This window comes from Brevibacillus fluminis, from assembly GCF_052072235.1.
Lineage (GTDB): Bacteria > Bacillota > Bacilli > Brevibacillales > Brevibacillaceae > Brevibacillus_D > Brevibacillus_D fluminis_A.
The window spans coordinates 5,598,299-5,619,328 of sequence record NZ_CM125436.1 but is presented as its reverse complement, the minus strand read 5'-3'; the positions used below and the strand labels follow the sequence as shown (position 1 = coordinate 5,619,328).

At 52.1% G+C, this 21,030-nt stretch carries 23 protein-coding genes; all 23 read left to right on the top strand.

Features of this window, described 5'->3' with window-relative positions:
• The first annotated feature begins 35 nt into the window (after positions 1-35).
• Positions 36-896: an ATP synthase F1 subunit gamma gene (atpG, locus tag ACTID9_RS27420; protein ID WP_441068619.1), complete on the top strand. Its 861-nt coding sequence runs from the start codon at positions 36-38 to the stop codon at positions 894-896.
• 52 nt (positions 897-948) lie between these two features.
• Complete coding sequence (gene atpD, locus ACTID9_RS27415; protein ID WP_441068617.1) at positions 949-2,358, top strand: F0F1 ATP synthase subunit beta; 1,410 nt, start codon at positions 949-951, stop codon at positions 2,356-2,358.
• Between the two features lie 27 nt (positions 2,359-2,385).
• The gene (locus ACTID9_RS27410) at positions 2,386-2,790 is read left to right on the top strand and encodes a F0F1 ATP synthase subunit epsilon (RefSeq protein ID WP_441068615.1); all 405 of its coding nucleotides are present in this window, start codon (positions 2,386-2,388) and stop codon (positions 2,788-2,790) included.
• A gap of 162 nt (positions 2,791-2,952) precedes the next feature.
• Positions 2,953-3,693: a DUF6042 family protein gene (locus tag ACTID9_RS27405; RefSeq protein WP_441068613.1), complete on the top strand. Its 741-nt coding sequence runs from the start codon at positions 2,953-2,955 to the stop codon at positions 3,691-3,693.
• Positions 3,694-3,874: 181 nt separating this feature from the next.
• The gene (locus tag ACTID9_RS27400) at positions 3,875-4,246 is read left to right on the top strand and encodes an NADH-quinone oxidoreductase subunit A (RefSeq protein ID WP_122920584.1); all 372 of its coding nucleotides are present in this window, start codon (positions 3,875-3,877) and stop codon (positions 4,244-4,246) included.
• Positions 4,237-4,755, top strand: a complete 519-nt coding sequence (locus ACTID9_RS27395) for a NuoB/complex I 20 kDa subunit family protein (RefSeq protein ID WP_122920585.1) — start codon at positions 4,237-4,239, stop codon at positions 4,753-4,755. Before ACTID9_RS27400 ends, ACTID9_RS27395 begins: the two co-directional genes overlap by 10 nt.
• Complete coding sequence (locus ACTID9_RS27390) at positions 4,752-5,855, top strand: NADH-quinone oxidoreductase subunit C (protein WP_441068611.1); 1,104 nt, start codon at positions 4,752-4,754, stop codon at positions 5,853-5,855. Before ACTID9_RS27395 ends, ACTID9_RS27390 begins: the two co-directional genes overlap by 4 nt.
• A 3-nt stretch (positions 5,856-5,858) precedes the next feature.
• Entirely contained in the window at positions 5,859-7,007 is a 1,149-nt protein-coding gene (locus ACTID9_RS27385; protein WP_441068609.1) for an NADH-quinone oxidoreductase subunit D, read from the top strand.
• On the top strand, positions 7,007-8,017 hold the full coding sequence (gene nuoH / locus ACTID9_RS27380; protein WP_441068607.1) for an NADH-quinone oxidoreductase subunit NuoH: 1,011 nt from the start codon (positions 7,007-7,009) through the stop codon (positions 8,015-8,017). Before ACTID9_RS27385 ends, nuoH begins: the two co-directional genes overlap by 1 nt.
• 43 nt (positions 8,018-8,060) lie before the next feature.
• Complete coding sequence (gene nuoI, locus ACTID9_RS27375; RefSeq protein WP_122920589.1) at positions 8,061-8,474, top strand: NADH-quinone oxidoreductase subunit NuoI; 414 nt, start codon at positions 8,061-8,063, stop codon at positions 8,472-8,474.
• A gap of 2 nt (positions 8,475-8,476) precedes the next feature.
• Positions 8,477-8,989: an NADH-quinone oxidoreductase subunit J gene (locus ACTID9_RS27370; protein WP_441068606.1), complete on the top strand. Its 513-nt coding sequence runs from the start codon at positions 8,477-8,479 to the stop codon at positions 8,987-8,989.
• Positions 8,989-9,300 carry an NADH-quinone oxidoreductase subunit NuoK gene (gene nuoK, locus ACTID9_RS27365; RefSeq protein WP_441072748.1) on the top strand — a complete coding sequence of 104 codons (312 nt, stop codon included), beginning with the start codon at positions 8,989-8,991 and terminating at the stop codon, positions 9,298-9,300. The genes ACTID9_RS27370 and nuoK overlap by 1 nt, the downstream gene beginning before the upstream one ends.
• Positions 9,301-9,321: 21 nt before the next feature.
• Positions 9,322-11,238: an NADH-quinone oxidoreductase subunit L gene (gene nuoL, locus ACTID9_RS27360; RefSeq protein WP_441068604.1), complete on the top strand. Its 1,917-nt coding sequence runs from the start codon at positions 9,322-9,324 to the stop codon at positions 11,236-11,238.
• 1 nt (position 11,239) lies between these two features.
• Entirely contained in the window at positions 11,240-12,781 is a 1,542-nt protein-coding gene (locus ACTID9_RS27355) for a complex I subunit 4 family protein (RefSeq protein ID WP_441072746.1), read from the top strand.
• A gap of 3 nt (positions 12,782-12,784) precedes the next feature.
• Positions 12,785-14,314: an NADH-quinone oxidoreductase subunit NuoN gene (gene nuoN / locus ACTID9_RS27350; protein WP_441068602.1), complete on the top strand. Its 1,530-nt coding sequence runs from the start codon at positions 12,785-12,787 to the stop codon at positions 14,312-14,314.
• Between the two features lie 107 nt (positions 14,315-14,421).
• Positions 14,422-14,652 (top strand): DUF1146 family protein, encoded by a 231-nt coding sequence (locus tag ACTID9_RS27345; RefSeq protein WP_441068600.1) that lies wholly within the window; start codon positions 14,422-14,424, stop codon positions 14,650-14,652.
• Between the two features lie 90 nt (positions 14,653-14,742).
• Positions 14,743-15,492 carry a YwmB family TATA-box binding protein gene (locus ACTID9_RS27340; RefSeq protein ID WP_441068598.1) on the top strand — a complete coding sequence of 250 codons (750 nt, stop codon included), beginning with the start codon at positions 14,743-14,745 and terminating at the stop codon, positions 15,490-15,492.
• 25 nt (positions 15,493-15,517) lie between these two features.
• Positions 15,518-16,849 carry a UDP-N-acetylglucosamine 1-carboxyvinyltransferase gene (murA, locus tag ACTID9_RS27335; protein ID WP_441068596.1) on the top strand — a complete coding sequence of 444 codons (1,332 nt, stop codon included), beginning with the start codon at positions 15,518-15,520 and terminating at the stop codon, positions 16,847-16,849.
• 78 nt (positions 16,850-16,927) lie between these two features.
• Positions 16,928-17,428 (top strand): Lrp/AsnC family transcriptional regulator, encoded by a 501-nt coding sequence (locus ACTID9_RS27330; protein ID WP_441068594.1) that lies wholly within the window; start codon positions 16,928-16,930, stop codon positions 17,426-17,428.
• The gene (locus ACTID9_RS27325) at positions 17,428-18,606 is read left to right on the top strand and encodes an aminotransferase (RefSeq protein WP_441068592.1); all 1,179 of its coding nucleotides are present in this window, start codon (positions 17,428-17,430) and stop codon (positions 18,604-18,606) included. The genes ACTID9_RS27330 and ACTID9_RS27325 overlap by 1 nt, the downstream gene beginning before the upstream one ends.
• Positions 18,607-18,716: 110 nt before the next feature.
• On the top strand, positions 18,717-19,727 hold the full coding sequence (gene spoIID, locus ACTID9_RS27320; RefSeq protein WP_441072745.1) for a stage II sporulation protein D: 1,011 nt from the start codon (positions 18,717-18,719) through the stop codon (positions 19,725-19,727).
• Positions 19,728-19,804: 77 nt separating this feature from the next.
• Positions 19,805-20,533 (top strand): peptidoglycan DD-metalloendopeptidase family protein, encoded by a 729-nt coding sequence (locus ACTID9_RS27315; protein ID WP_441068591.1) that lies wholly within the window; start codon positions 19,805-19,807, stop codon positions 20,531-20,533.
• Between the two features lie 210 nt (positions 20,534-20,743).
• Positions 20,744-21,028 carry a sporulation transcriptional regulator SpoIIID gene (gene spoIIID / locus ACTID9_RS27310; protein ID WP_122920598.1) on the top strand — a complete coding sequence of 95 codons (285 nt, stop codon included), beginning with the start codon at positions 20,744-20,746 and terminating at the stop codon, positions 21,026-21,028.
• The last annotated feature ends 2 nt before the right edge of the window (positions 21,029-21,030 follow it).

The window sequence follows — 21,030 nt, the reverse complement described above, 5'->3', positions numbered from 1 at the left end:
CCTCCCGGTATGCGTCCCCAAGGTGGTGAAAACGAGTGGCTCTAGGTTTGAAAGAGATTAAGCGCCGTATCAATAGCTTTAAAAGCATGCGCCAAATTACCAAGGCACTGAAAATGATGTCTGTAGCGAAACTTCGCCGTGCACAGGATAAGGCGGAAGCGGCACGTCCGTATACACGCAAAATCCAAGAAGTTATCGCAAGCATTGCCAGCGGTACATCCGGCTCCAAGCACCCGATGCTGCAGGTTCGCCCGGTGAAAAAGACCGGCTATATCGTCATCACTTCTGACCGTGGTCAGGCTGGTGGCTATAACGGGAACATGATTCGCAAGGTGCTGCAATCGATCAACGAGAAGCACAAGTCGCAAGATGAGTACGTACTCTTCGTGATCGGTCGCAAGGGGCGCGATTTCTTTAAGAAACGCAATTATCCTGTGATTGAAGAAGTCGTTGGCTTGCCGGAAAACCCGAATTTTGCCGACATCAAAAAAATTGCCAGCGCAGCCGTCTCACTCTTTGCTGAAGAGAAGATTGACGAGCTTTACCTGTGCTATAACCGTTTCCAAAGCGCAATTTCCCAGATTCCGACTGTGGACAAATTGTTGCCGTTGGAGCCGGTTGAAAGTGCCGCACAGGGTGCGAACTATGAATACGAGCCTTCTTCCGAAGAAGTGCTGGCAGTTCTGCTGCCACAGTATGCAGAAACATTGGTGTATAGCGCGCTGCTGGATGCGAAAGCTTCCGAGCATGGTGCACGTATGACAGCGATGGGTAACGCGACTGACAATGCGACGGATATGATCAACAAGCAAACGCTGTTCTACAACCGTGCGCGTCAAGCGGCGATCACGCAGGAGATTTCCGAGATCGTTGCAGGTGCGAACGCACAGGCGTAATAGATTTGGATAACGTAACTTCCAATTAAGCTTCTAGGAGGGAAGAGAGAAGATGGCGAAAGGGCGCGTGGTTCAGGTAATGGGACCGGTCGTCGACATTGAATTCGACCGTGGCTCGTTGCCTGCCATCTATAATGCGATTAAGATTGAACATAAAGCAACAGCAGCTGGTGAGCGCGAAATCAACCTGACTGTTGAAGCAGCGACTCACTTGGGCGACAACATCGTTCGTTGTGTAGCGATGTCTTCTACAGACGGTTTGGTACGCGGCATGGAAGCGACAGACCTGGGCGGACCAATTTCCGTTCCAGTAGGTGCGGTAACGCTTGGACGCGTATTTAACGTACTGGGTGAACCGATTGACCTGCAAGAAATGGGCGATGTACCTCGTCGTGACCCAATCCACCGTAAAGCTCCTGAGTTCGCTGAACAAGCGACAACCGTTGAAATTCTGGAAACAGGTATCAAAGTTATCGACTTGCTCGCTCCTTACATCAAGGGTGGTAAGATCGGTCTGTTCGGTGGTGCCGGTGTAGGTAAAACCGTTACAATCCAGGAATTGATCAACAACATCGCACAAGAGCACGGCGGTATCTCCGTATTCGCTGGTGTAGGTGAGCGTACCCGTGAAGGTAACGACCTGTACCACGAGATGAAAGATGCTGGCGTATTGCCAAAAACAGCGATGGTATTCGGTCAAATGAACGAACCACCAGGTGCGCGTCTTCGCGTAGCGTTGACCGGTTTGACCATGGCGGAATATTTCCGTGATGAAGAAGGCCGCGACGTTTTGCTGTTCATCGACAACATTTTCCGCTTTACCCAAGCTGGTTCTGAAGTATCCGCTCTCTTGGGCCGTATGCCGTCCGCGGTAGGTTACCAACCAACATTGGCAACCGAGATGGGCCAATTGCAAGAGCGTATCACTTCCACCAAAAAAGGTTCTGTAACATCCATCCAGGCGATCTACGTTCCTGCGGATGACTACACGGACCCGGCTCCTGCGACTACGTTCGCTCACTTGGACGCAACAACCAACCTGGACCGCGATATCGCCGCTTTGGGTATCTTCCCGGCGGTTGACCCGTTGGCTTCCACTTCCCGTGCACTGACTCCGGCAGTTGTCGGGCAAGAACACTATGATGTAGCGCGCGGCGTACAAAAAATTCTGCAACGCTACAAAGAATTGCAAGATATCATCGCAATCCTTGGTATGGACGAGTTGTCCGATGAAGATAAATTGACGGTAGCACGTGCACGCCGTATTCAGCGTTTCCTGTCCCAGTCGTTCCACGTTGCTGAACAGTTCACTGGTAACCCAGGTCAATACGTTCCACTGAAAGAAACCGTTCGCAGCTTCAAAGAGATCCTCGATGGCAAACACGACACTCTGCCTGAAGCAGCGTTCCTCTATGTTGGTACGATTGAAGAAGCAGTAGAAAAAGCGAAGAAAATGGCGTAAGACAACCCTTGAAGGGGGAGACTGAAAGTGAGCAAATTGACAATTGAAGTCGTTACTCCTGAACGGGTTGTCTATAGCGGTGAAGCAACAATGGTAATCGCGCGCGGCGTTGAGGGTGATGTCGGTATCATGCCGAACCACATGCCGCTCGTTACCCCGCTGAAAATTGCGCCTGTTCGGATTAAAACGGTAGGCGACAAAGAGACGGTAATCGCTGTAAGCGGCGGTTTCATGGAAGTTCGCGGTACACAAGTGGCTATTTTGGCCGAGTCCGCTGAACTGCCTGAGGATATTGATGTCGAACGTGCGAAGCAGGCAAAAAACCGCGCTGAGCAACGTTTGAACGAAAAACATCCTGACCTCGATATTCGTCGCGCTGAGCGCGCGCTGCAACGTGCGATTTCGCGACTCGAAGCCACCAAAAACATCTAAAGTCAAAAATCCCCGCAGCTGGCAAGGCGCGGGGATTTTTTCTACTGGTTTGGAATCTGGGGCTGTAAGGTCAACTTTTTTCCAGGGAAATGAACTTGACCGTTTTTGTTTGGAAAGATTCCCTTGTTTATGTATATAATAAGGCTGAAGGGGAGTGAGCTCATGCAAACGATTCGACTAATGCGCACACACAATGGAGAAACGGTTATACCCGGCGGATACCGTGCCAATGGCTGGTCCAGTGTACTGCCGCATGAAATGAACGTGTTGTTTCATGCTTTATGCTACCTGGTAGCAAAGTATGACAGCAAGGAAGAGATGATTCAGGGATTCCGTGAAATCAATGCCTTGAACGGAACCTTTGATACGCTGGATAAAGCAAAATTCAAATCAGAAGAGTCCTATGAAAATTACATAAACCTGTTGGAAACCCATAAGGAATTTCTGAAGCGCTCCAACTACGAGTACCCGAAAACGAAAGAAGAAGCGATTGAGCTGATGATCAAGTGGGGTCTCGTGCTGGATCAAGGCGACGTTTGGGACGTGCCTGTACATCCGTTCCCGGAAGCGCAGGATATTTTTGTCCTGAATGAACGCGAGAAATTCGCGTTGGATCACCTGAAACTGGAGTCGCTGATTCATCCGATTTTCAGCAAGCTGATTCTGCATCTTCATGAGCAGGAAGACAATCATTTCAGCATGACAAAAGCGGAAATGAAAAAGCTGCTGGATATTGAAGACGCGCTGCTCATGGAAGTTTTGGTGAAATTGATTCCATACTTGAAGGAACCAATCGAAAATCTCCAGGACCTCTCCGATACAGACCCGATGGAATTCACGGTCGAGTGGGAGAAAGTATACGAGGATTTCCTCGGCGGCACCTACCAACAAAACGTACAATAAAGACAACCGTGCAACCATGCGAAATTGACAGCTTAGAGAAGACTTCTCTAGGCTTTTTCCTTTGTCAATCGTTAGACACATATTTACCAATTTGTTATAATGGTGAAGGTATTTTCCTGTGTCGAATTTGACATAATTCGACTTTGTGCCACATAACTTCAGCTTAATGGAGGTAACGGTGATGAGTGCAATCTACACGAACAATTACGTGATTGTGGCCATCTTCATCCTGCTCGGTGTCCTGCTCCCGGTTGCGACCGTAAGCATCATCGGGCCACTCGTACGCCCCAGTAACCCTTCCGCTGAGAAGACGACCACTTATGAGAGCGGTAACATTCCGGTCGGGGATAGCTGGGTTCGATTCAATGTCAAGTATTACATCTTTGCCCTGTTATTCGTTATTTTTGATGTAGAAACCTTGTTCCTTTACCCATGGGCCGTTGCCTATAACCAGCTCGGCCTCTTTGCGCTGGTTGAAATGGTTATTTTCATTGTTTTGCTGGTTATCGGTCTTGTCTATGCATGGAGAAAGAAGGTGCTGGAATGGAACTAGATCTCAGAAACGTTGCGCCTGATTTGCAAGAAGAGCTGAATCGAAATGTCATGTTCACCACGCTTGAGACCGTGAAAGGCTGGGTGCGCAGCAACTCGCTTTGGCCGCTGACGTTTGGCTTGGCCTGTTGCGCCATTGAAATGATGGGCACCGGTGGAGCCAACTATGACCTTGACCGCTTCGGCGTGATTTTCCGTGCATCGCCTCGTCAATCTGACGTGATGATTGTGGCTGGGACTGTAACGAAAAAAATGGCCCCGCTGCTCCGACGCCTTTATGACCAAATGGCAGAGCCGAAATGGGTGATCGCCATGGGCTCATGTGCGACTGCAGGCGGACCTTATGTGAAATCGTACAGTGTCGTAAAGGGTGTAGACCAAATCGTACCGGTCGACGTTTACATTCCAGGCTGTCCGCCGAATCCTGCGGCACTCATCTATGGAATCAACAAGCTGCAGGAAAAAATCCGGTATGAAGCGAAGACTGGAAAGCGGGTGACCAGTCAATGAGCGATGAAAAACGCAAACCGACGCCGGAAGAGAAGGCGGCAGCCGCAGCGGCAGCTCGTGCGAAAGCAGAGGAAGCGCGCCGGCTAAAAGAGCAGAAGGAGCTTGAGGCGGCAAAGCAAGCGGAAGAGGCGCCAGCGCCAGTCGTCGAGACGCCAGAAAACAACGAATCAAACGATTCCATCCAAAATAACGTGGAAGAGGCAAAAGAGGCTCCGCCACAAGACGATCTTGCGCTGGCGAAGGCAAAAGCGGCAGCCGCAGCCAAAGCGAAAGCCGCGGCAGCAGCGGCGGCAAAGGCTAAGGCTGCGAAAGAGGCTGAGAGTGCAAAAGCCGAACCGAACGCCGTGGAAGCCGATAACGAGGCAAAGGCAGTGCCGGCAGATGATGATCTCGCGCTGGCCAAAGCAAAAGCGGCAGCAGCTGCAAAAGCCAAGGCGGCAGCGGCAGCAGCGGCAAAAGCCAAAGCAGCACAAGAAGCGGGCGCGGGGGAAGTGGCGACGCCAGCGGCAGAAGGCGCCGATGCAGACGCAAAAGCAGCGGCAGCTGCAGCAGCCAAGGCGAAAGCGGCTGGAGGTGCAGCGGACGCAGGAGCAGCCGAGCCGGAAGCACCGAAAGAGCCATCGAAAAACCAACCGTACCTCGATAAATATGTCAAAGCAATCGCCGACAAGTTTGGCGCCGAAGTAATTGAGGCGTCGTACATCAACGAATTAGCGAAAGACGTACCTACCTTAACGATTCAAAATGAACGCTGGCATGAAGTAGCCCAATTTTTAAAGGCGGACGAGCAGCTTCATTTTGACTACCTGTCCAATTTGCATGGCGTCGACTATGAAGATCGGATGGAAGTCTACTATCATTTTTACTCCTATAAAAATCGTCAAAGCCTCGCAGTGAAAGTGAAAACAAACCGAGAGCAGCCGACTGTTCAATCCGTAATGGACTTGTGGAAAGGCGCAGACTGGAACGAACGGGAGACCTACGACCTGCTGGGTATCCGGTTCCCGGGCCATACCAACCTGACGCGCATCCTTTTGCCAGACGACTGGGTCGGGTATCCGCTCCGCAAAGACTATGTACAGTACGATGAGGAGGTGTAGGGTATGAGCTTGGAAGTCACGTCAACCAATTCATATACCTCCCCGGATACGGGCATTCGCACAGAAGAAATGCTGCTCAATGTCGGACCGCAGCATCCGAGCACACACGGTGTGTTCCGTTTGGTAGTGAAGATTGATGGCGAGACCGTGACGGAAGCGATTCCGGTTATGGGCTACCTGCATCGCGGCACCGAAAAATTGGCGGAAAACTTAAACTACACGCAAATCATCCCGTATACGGACCGCCTTGATTATGTCTCTGCGATGACGAACAACTATGTGCTTTGCCACGCAGTTGAAACCATGCTGGGCTTGCAAATTCCCGAGCGGGCCGAATTCATCCGTCTGATCGCGATGGAGCTGAACCGCGTCGCCAGCCACCTTGTCTGGTGGGGGACGTATCTGCTCGACATCGGGGCGATGGGGCCGTTCCTGTATGCGTTCCGCGACCGCGAGAAAATCCTCGACTTCTTCAACGAGCTGTGCGGTGCCCGGATGACGTTCAACTACATGCGTGTGGGCGGCGTTAAATGGGACGTCCCGCCAGGCTGGATCGATCGCGTGAAAGAGTTCGTCCAATACATGAAAAAGGAACTGAAAAACTACCACAATCTTGTGACCGGCAATGAAATTTTCATCAGCCGTCTCAAGGGAATCGGCAAGTTTGACGCGAAGACGGCGCTCGACTATTCGCTTTCCGGCGTCATGCTGCGGAGTACAGGCATCAAGTGGGATTTGCGCAAGGATGAGCCGTATTCGATTTATGACCGATTCGAGTTTGATGTGCCGGTTGCTACTGAGGGAGACTGCATGTCCCGCTATCATCTGCGGATGGCAGAGATCGAACAATCGCTCCGCATTTTGGAGCAAGCGCTCGAGCAATTCCCGAGCGAGGGCGAGATTTTGGGCAAGGTGCCACGGGTCATTCGTCCGCCAGTCGGCGAAACATACGTGCGAATCGAAGCACCGCGCGGCGAGATCGGCGTGTACATCGCAAGCCAAGGCAAAGATAAGCCGTGGCGCCTGAAGCTGCGCCGCCCATCGTTTAACAACCTGCAAATTTTGCCCAAGCTGCTTGAAGGCGAAAACATCGCCAACATGGTGGCGATATTGGGCAGTATCGATATCGTGCTCGGGGAGGTTGACGCGTAGTGAGAGAATTGCTGCAACAGACGACATCCCTCTGGAACGTTTCGCTGTTTGTGATTGCCGCTGTCGTTTTGCTTATGATCGTGTTGGGCTTCGTGACGTATGCCATCTATTTCGAACGTAAAGTCATCGGATGGATGCAGCTGCGGATCGGTCCAAACCGCGTCGGCCCGCTTGGCCTTTTGCAAACGGTCGCGGACGTATCCAAGCTTTTGCTGAAAGAGGACACGCGTCCCAAGCATGCTGACAAAGCCTTGTTCGCTTTGGCTCCTGTCCTCGCCTATGCACCTTCTTTTGCTGTCCTGGCGATCATGCCGTTCACCGACAAAATCCAGTTTGCAGACATCGGAATCGGTGTTTTGTACTATGTAGCCTTGTCGGGGATTACGGTGCTTGGCGTCATCACGGCAGGCTGGGCCTCCAATAACAAATACTCGCTGATCGGTGGCTTGCGCGCCGCAGCGCAAATGATCAGCTATGAAGTGCCGCTCGTCATGTCGATCGTCGGCGTCGTGCTTTTGACCGGCAGCATGAATTTGCGCGAGATTGTCGAAGCACAGACCGACATGTGGAACATCATTCCGCAGTTCCTCGGATTCGTCGTCTTCATCATCGCTGCGCAAGCCGAGTTGAACCGTTCGCCATTTGACTTGCCGGAGGCCGAATCCGAGCTCGTCGCAGGCTACCATGTCGAGTATTCGGGTTTCCGTTTTGCCATGTTCATGCTCGCTGAGTATGTCTATATGTTCGGCATGGGGTCCTTGGTGACGATTTTGTTCCTTGGCGGCTGGCTGCCGATTCATCCGGCGCTCGGGTTCATCCCTGGCATCGTTTGGTTTATTCTCAAATTTTCACTCTACATCTTCTTTCAATTCTGGGTTCGTGCAACAATGCCACGTCTGCGTGTCGACCAACTGATGTCGTTCGCCTGGAAATGCTTGTTGCCGCTGGCGCTTTTCAACATTTTGCTGACCGCCGTCGTGATCTCGTACCAGCACGGCATGTTTCAGTAATCGCGCCTGAGCAAAACCAACGACTACCAAAGGGGTGAAACATATGCTAGGTTTGGCAAAAGGATTGGGCTTTACCTTCAAAAAGCTCACGGAGAAAAAAGTGACCCACTTCTATCCGGATGTGCCGTTCCCAATGCCGCCGCGTTTTCGCGGAATCCAGCACTTTTCTCCGGAGAAATGCATTGTGTGCAACCAGTGTGCGCGCATCTGTCCGACCGAATGCATTCAGCTGACGGGCAGACCCCATCCAGACCCGGAGAAAAAAGGTAAAATTATCGATACGTACGACATTAACTTCGAGATTTGCATTCTGTGCGATCTCTGTACAGAGGTATGCCCGACAGAGGCGATCGTCATGACCAACAATTTCGAGCTGGCGACTTACAGCCGCGACGAGCTGTACAAGAACCTGAAATGGTTGGATGACAACAATACGAACGTCAGGGAGGAGAACTAGCGATGAGCGGTTCGTTTGTTGCATTTTTTATCCTGTCTCTCCTGACGATCGGGGGAGCGGTCTTCATGATCAGCTTTAACCGTGTCGTACATATGGTCATCTCGCTCGGGATCACCTTTCTTTCCATCGCAGGTCTGTTTATCCTGCTGGGGGCCGAGTTCGTTGCGGTATCGCAAATTCTCGTCTACTCCGGTGCGATTTCGATCCTGATGCTGTTCGGGATCATGCTCACCAAGCATGATGACAAGGAAGAGGGCTCCCGCAGCTTGAAAAAGAGACAGTATGTCAGCTTGTTGTTCGTAGCGGTCTTTTTCATCATCGTTTTCTGGGGCATCCAAAATACGGTGTGGCCGAATGTGCCGCAGGAAGCTGCGACTGACGTGAGCAACGTCAAGCAGATCGGTTTGGCGGTCTTCACCAATTATGTGATTCCGTTCGAGCTGTTGTCTGTGCTGCTGCTTGTCGCATTGGTGGGCGCGATTATCATGGCCAAGAAAGAGGGGGGCAAAGAATGATGGCTGTACCGGTTTCCTCCTATTTGCTTGTGGCTTTGATCCTCTTTTGCGTCGGCATGTATGGCGCCTTGACGAAGCGCAACGCCGTTATCGTGCTGCTGTCCATCGAGCTGATGCTCAATGCCGTCAATATCAACCTGGTCGCGTTCGCCAAAATGGGACTTCATCCTGCGCTGACCGGCCAAATTTTCACCCTGTTTACCATGACGGTCGCTGCGGCTGAGGTTGCCGTCGGTTTGGCGGTGCTGATCGCCCTGTACCGTAATCGCGATACGGTCAATGTCGATGAGATGGATTCGATGAAACGCTAGAGGAAAGGGAAAGGTGAACATATGGATACAATCATGCAATACGCTTGGCTCGTCCCTCTTTTCCCGCTGTTGGCGTTCATTTTGATTGTCTCGTTCGGCAAACAATTGAAAGAGGGAGCAGCCTGGGTCGGAATCATCGCGGTAAGCGCTTCGTTCGTGCTGGCGCTCATGACCTTCATGGCCCGGTTTCAAGAGGGCGCAGTCGATGTAAAATATCCGATCGAATGGCTGCACATGGGCGACATCATCGTCCGTATGGGCTTTGAGGTTAACCAGCTCAATGTGATGATGCTGTTGATCGTCACATTTGTCAGCTTGCTGGTGCAAATTTATTCCCGCGGCTATATGCATGGGGACGAACGGTTCCCTGTCTTTTATCAGTATTTGTCGCTGTTTACGTTTTCGATGCTGGGTTTGGTTATTTCGCCGAACCTGCTGCAGGTCTACATCTTCTGGGAACTGGTAGGGGTTTGTTCGTTCCTGCTCGTCGGCTACTACTATTTCAAGCCGGAAGCCAAAGCGGCTGCCAAAAAGGCATTCATCGTCACCCGGATCGGGGATGTGGGGCTGTTCATCGGGATTGCGCTTCTCTTCTGGTGGACGGGCAGCTTTGAATATACGGAGATTTTCAACGCCATTTCTCTTGGCAAGCTGGAGCCTTGGATGATCACCTTGGCAGCCATTCTGATTTTTATCGGTGCGATGGGGAAATCCGGTCAGTTTCCGCTGCACACGTGGTTGCCTGACGCGATGGAAGGCCCGACTCCGGTTTCCGCTTTGATCCATGCGGCGACGATGGTAGCGGCTGGCGTGTACTTGGTCGCTGCCGCTTATCCATTGTTTATCGCTTCCACGGCGGCGCTCACTGTCGTCGCCTATGTCGGCGGCTTCACAGCGATTTTTGCCGCCTCCATCGGATTGACCCAGCGCGACATCAAGCGCGTGTTGGCATACTCGACCGTCAGTCAGCTCGGCTACATGATGCTTGCTTTGGGCGTAGCGGGCGCTGCCGGTTATGTAGCAGGCACGTTCCATCTGATGACACATGCATTTTTCAAGGCGCTGCTTTTCCTTGCGGCGGGCAGCGTGATCCATGCCGCGCATACGCAAGACATTTTCGAAATGGGCGGCTTGTGGAAAAAAATGAAGGTGACCGGCTGGGTTTTCTTGATCGGCTGTCTGGCGATTGCCGGGATTCCGCCATTTGCCGGCTTCTGGTCGAAAGAAGCGATTTTGGGCGCAGTCGCATCTGCCCATCGCTATGATTTGCTGGCGCTCGCGCTGATCGCGGCGTTTTTCACCGCGTTTTACATGTTCCGTCTTTTCTTCCTTACCTTTGTCGGCAAGTCGAATGTGAAGGAGAGCGTGCATGTGCATGAATCGCCTGGCACCATGACGCTGCCGATGATCCTGCTGTCGATTCTCGCGATTGTCGCCGGGTTTATCAATACGCCGTTTGGGCCGGTGCTGCAGGAATGGATGATGAGCGGAACAACGGGAGAAGCGATCAAAGGCGTATTCGGCGATGCAGAAGGCCATGCCGCGGCATGGGTGCAAATCGTCGCGATTCTGGTCTCGCTCTTGGGTATCTGGCTCGCTTACCTGATGTATGCGAAAAAGTCGGTGTCTCCTGCAAGCATCAAGAACGCGTTTCCTTGGGCGTATCAAATGTCCTATCGCAAATACTACATCGATGAATTTTATCATTTCGTGTTTGTTCGCCCGCTCGCAGGGCTTGGATATGTGCTTGATGCGTTTGACCGCTATATCGTTGACGGCTTGGTGGGCTTGGTCGCAAAAATCGCGCAGGCAATCGGTGCGGTTCATGCGCGCCTGCAAAGCGGACAGATGCAAACGTACGGACTCATCGTCTTGGTGGGCATCGTGCTGCTCCTGATTGGCTTCACGGTAAAAGGAGGTGTTCCGCTTGGGAAATAATATGCTGCTATCGTTGATTACGTTTTCGCCGCTTCTGGCGATTATCGTCCTGGCGTTCATTCCGAAGCAGCAGGGCGGCGTAATCAAACAGATTGGGATTCTCGGAACGCTTTTGCCGCTTATCATGTCGATGATGCTGTTTGCCAATTTTCATTATCAGCAGTCAGGCATGCAGTTTGCGGAGCACCATGACTGGATTTCCATTCCGGTCGGCACGGATCAGGCGGGGCAAGTGTTCGAGTTCAAGATCGGGTATGAGATGGGAGTCGACGGGTTGTCGATGCCGCTGATCGTCCTGACGGCAGTTATCGCGACGCTTTCCGCTGTGGCTTCCTGGAGCATGAAGAAGCGCCTCAAGGAATACTTCATTTTGTTCAATGTGCTGTTGATCGGGATGTTTGGCGTATTCGCTTCGCAAAACCTGTTCCAGTTTTTCATCTTCTTTGAGCTGACGCTTGTGCCGATGTTCTTTTTGATCGGTATTTGGGGATATGGCGAACGCGAAAAAGCGGCGAACAAATTCCTGATTTATAACGGGGTCGGATCGGCCATCATGCTGATCGCGTTCCTGATTATCTATCTGACCATTCCGGGAGTCGATGGCAACCCGACGATGAATATGAGCCAGTTGACGGAAGCGCTCACGTCTCCGAACAATCAGATGCTGGCACAGCTACCGGAAAGTTTTAAATTCGGGCTGTTCCTTGCACTTTTCATCGCTTTTGGCATCAAGCTTCCGATCTTCCCGTTCCATACGTGGATGCTCAAGGTTCACGTGCAGGCTCCGCCAGCGATCGTGATGATCCACTCCGGGATCTTGCTGAAAATGGGCGCGTACGGTTTGCTGCGCATGGGAATCGGTTTCTTTCCGGAACAAGCCTATCAATTCGCGACGTGGATGGCTGTGCTGGGTGTGATCAACATTTTGTACGGCGCTGTGCTCGCTTTTGTACAGAAGGACATGAAAATGGTCATGGCCTACTCCAGTATCAGCCACATGGGGATCGTCCTGCTCGGGTTCGCGGCGATGAATACAATCGGCTTCCAGGGAGCGATCTTCCAGGTTGTCTCGCACGGTTTCATCTCTGCGCTGATGTTCTTCCTCATCGGGGTGATCTGGGAGCGGGTCGGCACCTCGACGATCAGCGAGCTGGGCGGCATGGCCAAATCAATGCCATTTGCCAGCGGTATCTTTTTGACGGTCGCGATGGCGTCGCTGGGCTTGCCAGGCATGTCCGGCTTCATCAGCGAATTCCTTGCTTTCCTCGGCTTGTTCGGTTCGATGCCGGTCATCGCGGCAATCGGAGCGCTGGGGATTATTTTGACGGCAGTCTACCTGCTGCGCGCTGTGCTCAAAACCACTTTCGGACCGACGGCAGAACGGTTGAAAGGCGCTGCTGATGCACAGCCGATGGAAGTCATTCCGATGGTCATCCTGCTCGGCTTCATCCTTCTGATCGGGATTTACCCGGCTGTGCTGGCAGACCCGCTGCAGCAAACGTTGAAAACAATTGTCCCAATCGTCACCGGGATAGGGGGGTAAGCGATGGGCGCGAATACGATTTTTTCATATAACTGGAGCTACCTTCTGCCTGAATTCACGGTGCTCGGCTTTGCGACAGTGCTGTCGCTGCTGGATCTCTTTTTAGGGAAGCATGTCAAACGGTCGTTGATCGGCTGGCTGTCTCTCATCGGCGTTTTGCTTGCCGGATATTTTGTCATCCATAATGTGATGACGGTCAAAGATCCGGTGTCTTACATGGCCGACATGCTCCTCATTGATCATTTCGGCAATGCTTTCAAGCTCATCTTTTTGGGCGGTATGGCGTTCACCTTGCTGCTCTCGCTTGCCAATAATCGGGACAACGATGAGGTCAGCCATCAGAGCGAATATTACTACTTGCTGCTGACAGGCTTGCTCGGGGCGATGGTGATGGCGTCTTCCGCTGACATGATCACGTTGTTCGTCGGGCTCGAATTGCTCTCGCTGTCGTCCTACGTCCTGGTCGGTTTGCGGAAGAAGTCGATTCAAAGCAACGAATCGGCGATGAAATATGTCGTTTCCGGCGGGATCGCCACCGCTGTCACGCTGTTCGGGATGTCGTACCTGTACGGTTTGACAGGGGCGACCAACCTGGTTGAGATCTCGAAGCGGGTAACGGAGGCGTATGCATCGGGCTACAGCTTCCTGGTCATTCTTTCGTTTGTCTTCATCGTGGCCGGCCTGGCATTCAAAATTTCCGTCGTGCCGAACCATCTGTGGACGCCTGACGTGTATCAAGGCGCTCCGACGCCGGTGACCGCATTCCTGGCGGTTGTCTCCAAAGCAGCCGGGTTTGCCCTGGTGTTCCGTTTCTTGTTCACGGCTTACATCGGTTTGGTCGGTCCGAATGGCGAGCGCGTCTTTTTGTCGGAGATGAGCTGGTATCTGTCGATTATCGCCGGACTCTCCATGATCATCGGGAATACGATGGCGCTGCGCCAGACGAACGTGAAGCGAATGATGGCTTACTCGGGCGTGGCGCAAGCCGGCTATCTTCTGGTTCCGTTTGTGACGCTGACACAGCTTTTCTTTGAGCAAAGCCTGTTCTATCTCTTTGCTTATCTTTTGGTCAGCTTTGGGGCATTCGCCGTGATCATGATTGTGTCGAAAGACCAGAAGACAGAGGACATCAAGGCGTTTGCCGGTCTGTACCATCGCGCGCCGTTCGTGGCGATTGCGATGACCTTCTTCCTCTTGTCGCTGGCGGGGATTCCGATCAGCATCGGATTTTTCGGCAAATTTTATCTGTTCATGAGCGCGATTTTCCACAGCAGCTACGTGCTTTCGGGTATCATGATCGCGACCAGTGTGATATCGTATTTTTATTACTTTGGGTTCATCCGCCAAATGTACATGCGCCCAGGCTTGACGGAAGCCAAGCTGAAGGTGCCGGGTACCGCAGGCGTGGTCATCGTGATCGCTGTCCTGGCGACCATCGTTTTTGGGATCGTTCCTGGCGTGGCGCTTGATTTCTTGCATACGCACTTCAATCCGAATTTTAATTTCGGCGGGTTGCAGATGCCAAGCAAATAAGCGAATGGCGGAAAAAATGAAAAGAAGGTTGCGGAAAAAAGAAAAGGGATGGCGCAGACGCCTCCCTTTTTTCTTCGCAGGAACCAACGTAAAAAGGAGGTGGAATCATGGGTTCTCTCGCAACGACTGGTCTGCTCAACATCATCGTCTCCATTATCTGCATCGCGGCGAGCTGGTGGGCTTTGCAGTCTTTTCGCTTTGATCTGTTTGTGAAAAAAGCGAACAGCGCACAGGCCAAGCTGCTCCAGATCCTGCTCTCCATCGTGATCGGCAGCGGTGTGGCGCGGTTTCTGATGGAATATCTCGCTTCATCCCTTTTGCTGCGGGACTTGTTCTAAAAACGACAGGTTAAATTTGGTATATCCCTCCAGTATTTTGTGCAAACTATGCTTACATAGAAAAAGCGTGTTGAAATGGGGAGGTACCAAATGAGGAGAGGTTGGCGGACGTACGGCTTGCTGTTTGTTTGTCTGGTTTCGGCGGTGGCTTATTACGGAAACGTTTCTGCGAAGACGCAGGAAGCGGAGGCAGTTGCAAGCATCACGGAAAAACTTGAGCAAAACAGCATCGCAGTGACGGACGCGACTGTCCGCATGTCGGTAACCTTGCCAAAACTCACTGGTGCCAAAGCACTAGCGGAGCAAAATGAAGCGTGGGCGGCTGCCTTGCAGATTTCGCCCGACCCAGCAGTAGAAAAGGAAAACGGTGTGTTTGTTTACCAGAATACCGCGGTTTTTGCGGCCCAGGAGCTGCAATATCGGCTGGTGGGTGTTCCCAATACTGGGAAGCTGGACGCATATCTTGTGGTGACAGTCAAGGGAAAACGCAACCATTTACAAGATATAGTGAACAAACAGCAAAACGTCATCAAACTGTTGCAAAGACAAGCCTTGATTCCGCAAATTAGCACTTGTATTGCCGGAATATACAATGATACACTGAGTGTTGATCAGCAGGAGGAACGGATATTTTCCATATTCCGCTCCCTCCAGGCAAGCGAGATCGAGCGTCTCAAAGACGAAACGGTAGTCAGTATTTCCGGTTATACTCGCTTGTGGGATCAAGCAATTCTTTCTCATAATCAAAAAATGAATCTGCAGGTGGCTGCCCATCGTGACGTCGAGCAAAAACTGACTCGATTCACGGTCGGGACCCCCATTATTACAGCGGAATATTAAGCATTGGCACGCGGAGGGGTACACATTGGATAAAATCGTTGTCCGCGGTGGTAGGGCATTAGCGGGAAATGTGAAAGTATCGGGCGCAAAAAACGCAGTTCTTCCCATTATTGCGGCATCGATATTGGCTGAAGAGGGCACATGCCTGATTCATGAAGTTCCTGGTTTGGATGATGTCCATACCATATGTGAATTGTTACGATCACTACAGGTAAACGTTACATATGATAATGAAACGTTGACAGTTGACGCGACCGGTTTGAAGGGCATTGAAGCCTCCTATGATCTGGTTCGCAAGATGCGCGCATCGTTTTTGGTCATGGGACCACTGCTTGCCCGAAAAGGCAGAGCGCGGGTGGCATTGCCTGGAGGTTGTGCAATTGGAACACGCCCGATTGACCAGCACCTGAAAGGGTTCGAGGCAATGGGCGCCAAGATCGAGATCGGACAGGGCTTTATTGAGGCGACGGTAGATGGCCGTCTGAAGGGCGCCAAAATCTATTTGGACATTCCAAGTGTAGGCGCTACGGAAAACATCATGATGGCCGCTGCATTGGCGGATGGAACGACCGTAATTGAAAACGCTGCGGAAGAGCCGGAGATTGTGGATCTGGCGAATTTCCTCAACGGCATGGGTGCCAAAATTCGCGGCGCAGGGACAGGCTCCATTCGGATCGAAGGCGTGGAGCGCATGCGCGGCTGTGTTCACTACGTGATTCCTGACCGGATCGAAGCGGGAACGTTCATGATTGCCGCTGCGATTACAGGCGGCGACGTGTTCATTGAAGGCGCAATTTGTGACCATGTGAAATCCGTTTCGGCCAAGCTGCGCGAAATGGGCGTCGGTATCGATGAGCAGGAAAACGGCATTCGCGTTTGGCGCAAAGGGCCGCTGAAGACGGTGGACGTCAAAACGCTGCCGCACCCGGGTTTCCCGACGGATATGCAATCGCAGATGATGGCGTTGCTGTTGGCCTCGGAAGGGACAAGCATCGTGACGGAAACGGTTTTTGAAAACCGCTTTATGCACGTGGAAGAATTCCGCCGCATGAGCGCCAATATCAAAATCGAGGGCCGCAGTGCGATTGTGGAAGGCGGCGTGAAGCTGACGGGAAGCAAAGTAACGGCAACCGATTTGCGCGCAGGTGCGGCATTGGTCCTCGCTGGCTTAATCGCGGAAGGAGACACGGAGGTTTTCGGTCTGCACCATCTGGACCGTGGCTATGTCAACTTTACGGAGAAGCTTCAAAAGCTGGGGGCGGACGTGGAGCGAATCAACGTCGAAAAGCAGTCGGCATTGGAAATGGAAGCGAAGCATCAGCCCATAAAAGTAAATCTATCACCGAATTTTGCCTAAGACTTCCACCCAGGAAGTCTTTTTCTTTTTTAGAATCGGTGTGGTATCATGGGGGAGAAAATGAAGGGAGTGGGGCTTGTGAACAGAGAGAAACAAAGAGAGCTCCTGCGTTTGTTAGAGGAAGACAGCCGTCTGACCAACGAACAAATGGGGACGCTATTGGGCGTTGCAGCGGAAGAGGTAGCGGACGAAATCAAGCGGTTGATCGACGAGAAGATCATCGTCAAATTTCCGGCCCTGGTAAACTGGGAACGCGTCAATGACAATCCGTTTGTAACGGCAATGATCGATGTAAAAGTAGCGCCGAAGCGCGAAGTGGGCTTTAACGAAGTGGCGGAGCGAATCTCCCGTTTTCCCGAGGTGGAGGCGGTCTATCTGATGTCTGGCGCCAATTACGACTTGTCTGTCGTGATGGAAGGCAAATCGATGCGCGAAGTAGCGGATTTCGTTTCGCAGAAACTGGCTACTTTTGAAGGGGTCATTTCCACAGCCACACACTTTATTTTAAAACGATACAAACATGATGGCATCTCGTTCGAGGAGCGCGATGACGACCATCGGATGGTGGTGACCCCGTGATGAAGCAAGCGACAGCAACCAATACAAGACTAGCAAAGACAGTCGCCGAACTGAAGCCGTCGGGAATCCGCCGTTTTTTTGATTTGGCGGCTTCGATGGAAGGGGTAATTTCCCTCGGTGTGGGCGAACCGGATTTCGTCACGCCGTGGCGTTTCCGCGAAGCATCCATCTCCTCGCTGGAGCGCGGCCATACGGCATACACATCAAACGCCGGCCTGCTCGAGCTTCGCAGAGAAATCAACACGTATCTCGAAACGCGTTATCAAGTGTCCTATCATCCGGAAACGGAGATTTTGGTCACGGTAGGCGCTTCGGAAGCGATCGACATCGCCTTGCGCGCGGTGCTGAATCCTGGCGATGAGGTGCTGATCGTCGAGCCGTGCTATGTCTCCTATGAACCGATCGTGAGACTGGCGGGCGGCGTCCCTGTCTTTTTGACGACAACAGCGGAAAACAGCTTCAAGCTGACTCCGGAAGAGCTGTCGGCCAAAATCACTTCCCGCACCAAAGCCGTGATTTTCTGCTATCCGAATAACCCGACCGGCAGTACGATGAGCAAGGACGAATGGCTCAAAATTACGCCGATCCTGGAAAAACATGATCTTCTTGTCATTTCCGACGAGATTTATGCGGAGCTTACGTATGACAGCTCCCACTATAGCTTTGCTGCCCTGCCGGGGATGAAGGACCGCACAATTCTGATTTCCGGATTCTCCAAGGCGTTTGCGATGACCGGCTGGCGCCTGGGCTATGTCTGTGCCTCGCCTGACCTGCTGGCAGGAATGCTCAAAATCCACCAGTACACCATGCTGTGTGCGCCGACAATGGCACAGATGGCTGCGCTTGAAGCCATGAAAAACGGCCAAGGCGAAGTGGACCGGATGGTAGAGAGCTATCGCCAGCGCCGCAACTATATCGTGCATGCGTTCAAGCAAGTGGGTCTTGCCTGCCACGAACCGGAGGGCGCTTTCTATGCATTCCCTTCCGTCAAATCGACGGGCCTGTCTGCCGCTGATTTCGCCGAGCAACTGCTGATGGAGGAGAAAGTGGCGGTTGTGCCGGGTGATGTATTCGGTGAAAGCGGCTATGGTCATATCCGCTGCTCGTATGCGACCTCGCTTGAACAGCTGGAGAGAGCGATGGAGCGGATCGGCCGCTTTGTCTCTCGCCTCTCTTAATTTGCAAACATAGCAATTCGTTTCTATCGTTCTATCCTCCCCGACGCGGACATAGACTGTAATCGTCTAAGTTGTCCAGTACGCACCGGGGAGGATTTTTGCATATGCGCATGCGAAACTATCTGATTGTTCTTCTAGTTGCGATTCCGCTTGTGATCGTCGCCCTTCCGGCCCTTCTCGTCAAGTACGCCCCTTCATTTGCACCCACGCCCAAGACTGCCAATCCGCAGGCGACTCCGCTTGCGATCAACGCAGCATCCCAGATTCCCATCAACGTATACCGAACTGCGACCAAAACGATCGAAACGCTTCCCATCGAATCGTATATCGAAGGCGTGGTGGCGGCCGAAATGCCGGCGGAATTCGAGCTGGAAGCATTGAAGGCACAGGCGCTTGCCGCACGGACCTACATCGTCAGACGTCTGCAGGAAGGAGCGTTCAACGATGTGCCGAAGGGGGCGGTGGTGTTGGATACCGTTCAGCATCAAGCCTTTATCGACGATAAACAGCAGCGGGAGCGCTGGGGAGAGCAATACGCCTGGAAAAGCAAAAAGATTCAGCAGGCTGTGCTGGCGACAGCGGGAGAAGTGCTGACCTATGACGGCAAGCCGATCGACGCGACGTTTTTTTCGACGAGCAATGGTTTTACCGAAAATGCGGATGAATACTGGGCGGAGAAAATTCCTTACCTCAAAAGCGTGCCGAGTCCTTGGGACAGTGAATCGCCGCGATATTTGCAAAAAACGACGATTCCGCTGGCGGATTTCGAACAAAAGCTCGGGGTGCGGCTCGATACGCCAGCGATGCAAGGAAATGGCGGCAGGTGGTACACCGTTCTCAGCGAGACGACGGGCAAACGCGTAGGGAAAGTGCGTGTCGGCGACAAGGAGTTTACCGGGCGGGAATTAAGGGAGCGACTGGGGCTGAACTCAACCGCATTTACCATGCAGCTGAAAAGCAATGGCGTGGAAATCACCACGAGCGGCTATGGTCACGGCGTAGGGATGAGCCAGTGGGGGGCGAACGGAATGGCCAAGGCGGGCAAGAGCGCCGAGCAGATCGTGAAATACTTCTATCAAGGGGTTGCGTTAGAAAACTACGGAAAAATGCTCAAAAGTTAACAAATTTTTACTTTTCCCCATTCCATCAGGTTTATGCACCGAAAAAGTGGTGATACTGGTGGATGAGGTGATAAAAAATGGAAGATCAAAAAAATCCAAATCAACCGATTCCTTTGAAGAAGTCAAAATCCTGGAAAACCTTTCTGGGGAAGAAGTGGGCGTTTCCCGCAATCTACATCGGCTTAGCAGCAATCATCCTCGCATTCGTGATGTGGTATCAGGGCAACGTGTTTCATGCAGTAAGCGATGAGCTTAGCAAGCAGCCGACGCCAGTCGCACAGAACCAACCGGAAACAACGGCACCAAACACAGAAGTTTCGCAAGATGATGCAGTACCAGTCAGCAAGGCAACACAACCGCTCGCATGGCCAGTGGCAGCAAGCGTGAGCTACTCCAAAGCCATGGATTTCTTCAATGATGCAGCCGCGAAAGAAGAGCAAGCCAAAGCGTTGGTCAAGTACAACAACTCGTACATCCCGCACACAGGGATCGACATTGTCTCCACGGATAAAAAAGGATTTGATGTCGCCGCTGCCCTCGATGGCAAGGTGAAAAAAGTGGAAAATGATCCGTTGGTAGGCAATCTGGTTGAAATCGAGCACAGCGGCAACATGGTCACCGTGTATCAAAGCCTGGACAAAGTGACGGTTAAGCCTGGCGATGAAGTGAAGCAAGGACAAGTGCTTGGCGCAGCTGGCCGCAGCACATTTGAAAAAGACGCCGGCATCCACCTGCACTTTGAAGTGCGCGTTGATGGCAAGTCGGTCAACCCTGAGCAATACTTGAATCACACTGAGCAACAATAACAGGCGAAAGGCCCGTGCGAGAAGCGCGGGCTTTTTGGTATGAAAACCCGCATGACCGCGCACTTGCAGCCGCTCTTCCAGGCGCGTTCGGTACACGCTATAGAAAAAAGTTATCCACTTCCCGGCTTGTCAGGCTTGGAAACGGAGAATATGTGTCCCTGCCTACCCATATATTGTATCAGACAATTTCGATGCAGGGAGGCGAGTAACGTGCACGATTACATCAAGGAGCGAACCATCAAAATCGGCCGATATATCGTGGAGACAAGAAATACGGTTCGCATGATCGCCAAAGAATTCGGAGTATCCAAAAGCACAGTGCATAAAGACCTGACCGAACGACTGCCTGAGATAAATCCTGAACTTGCCAATCAGGTGAAAGAAATTTTGGAATATCACAAGGCAATTCGTCACTTGCGGGGAGGAGAAGCGACCAAAATCAAGTACAAGCGGAAAAGCAAAAAAATCAGAGTGGAGCAGGAAGAAAGTGTCTAAGA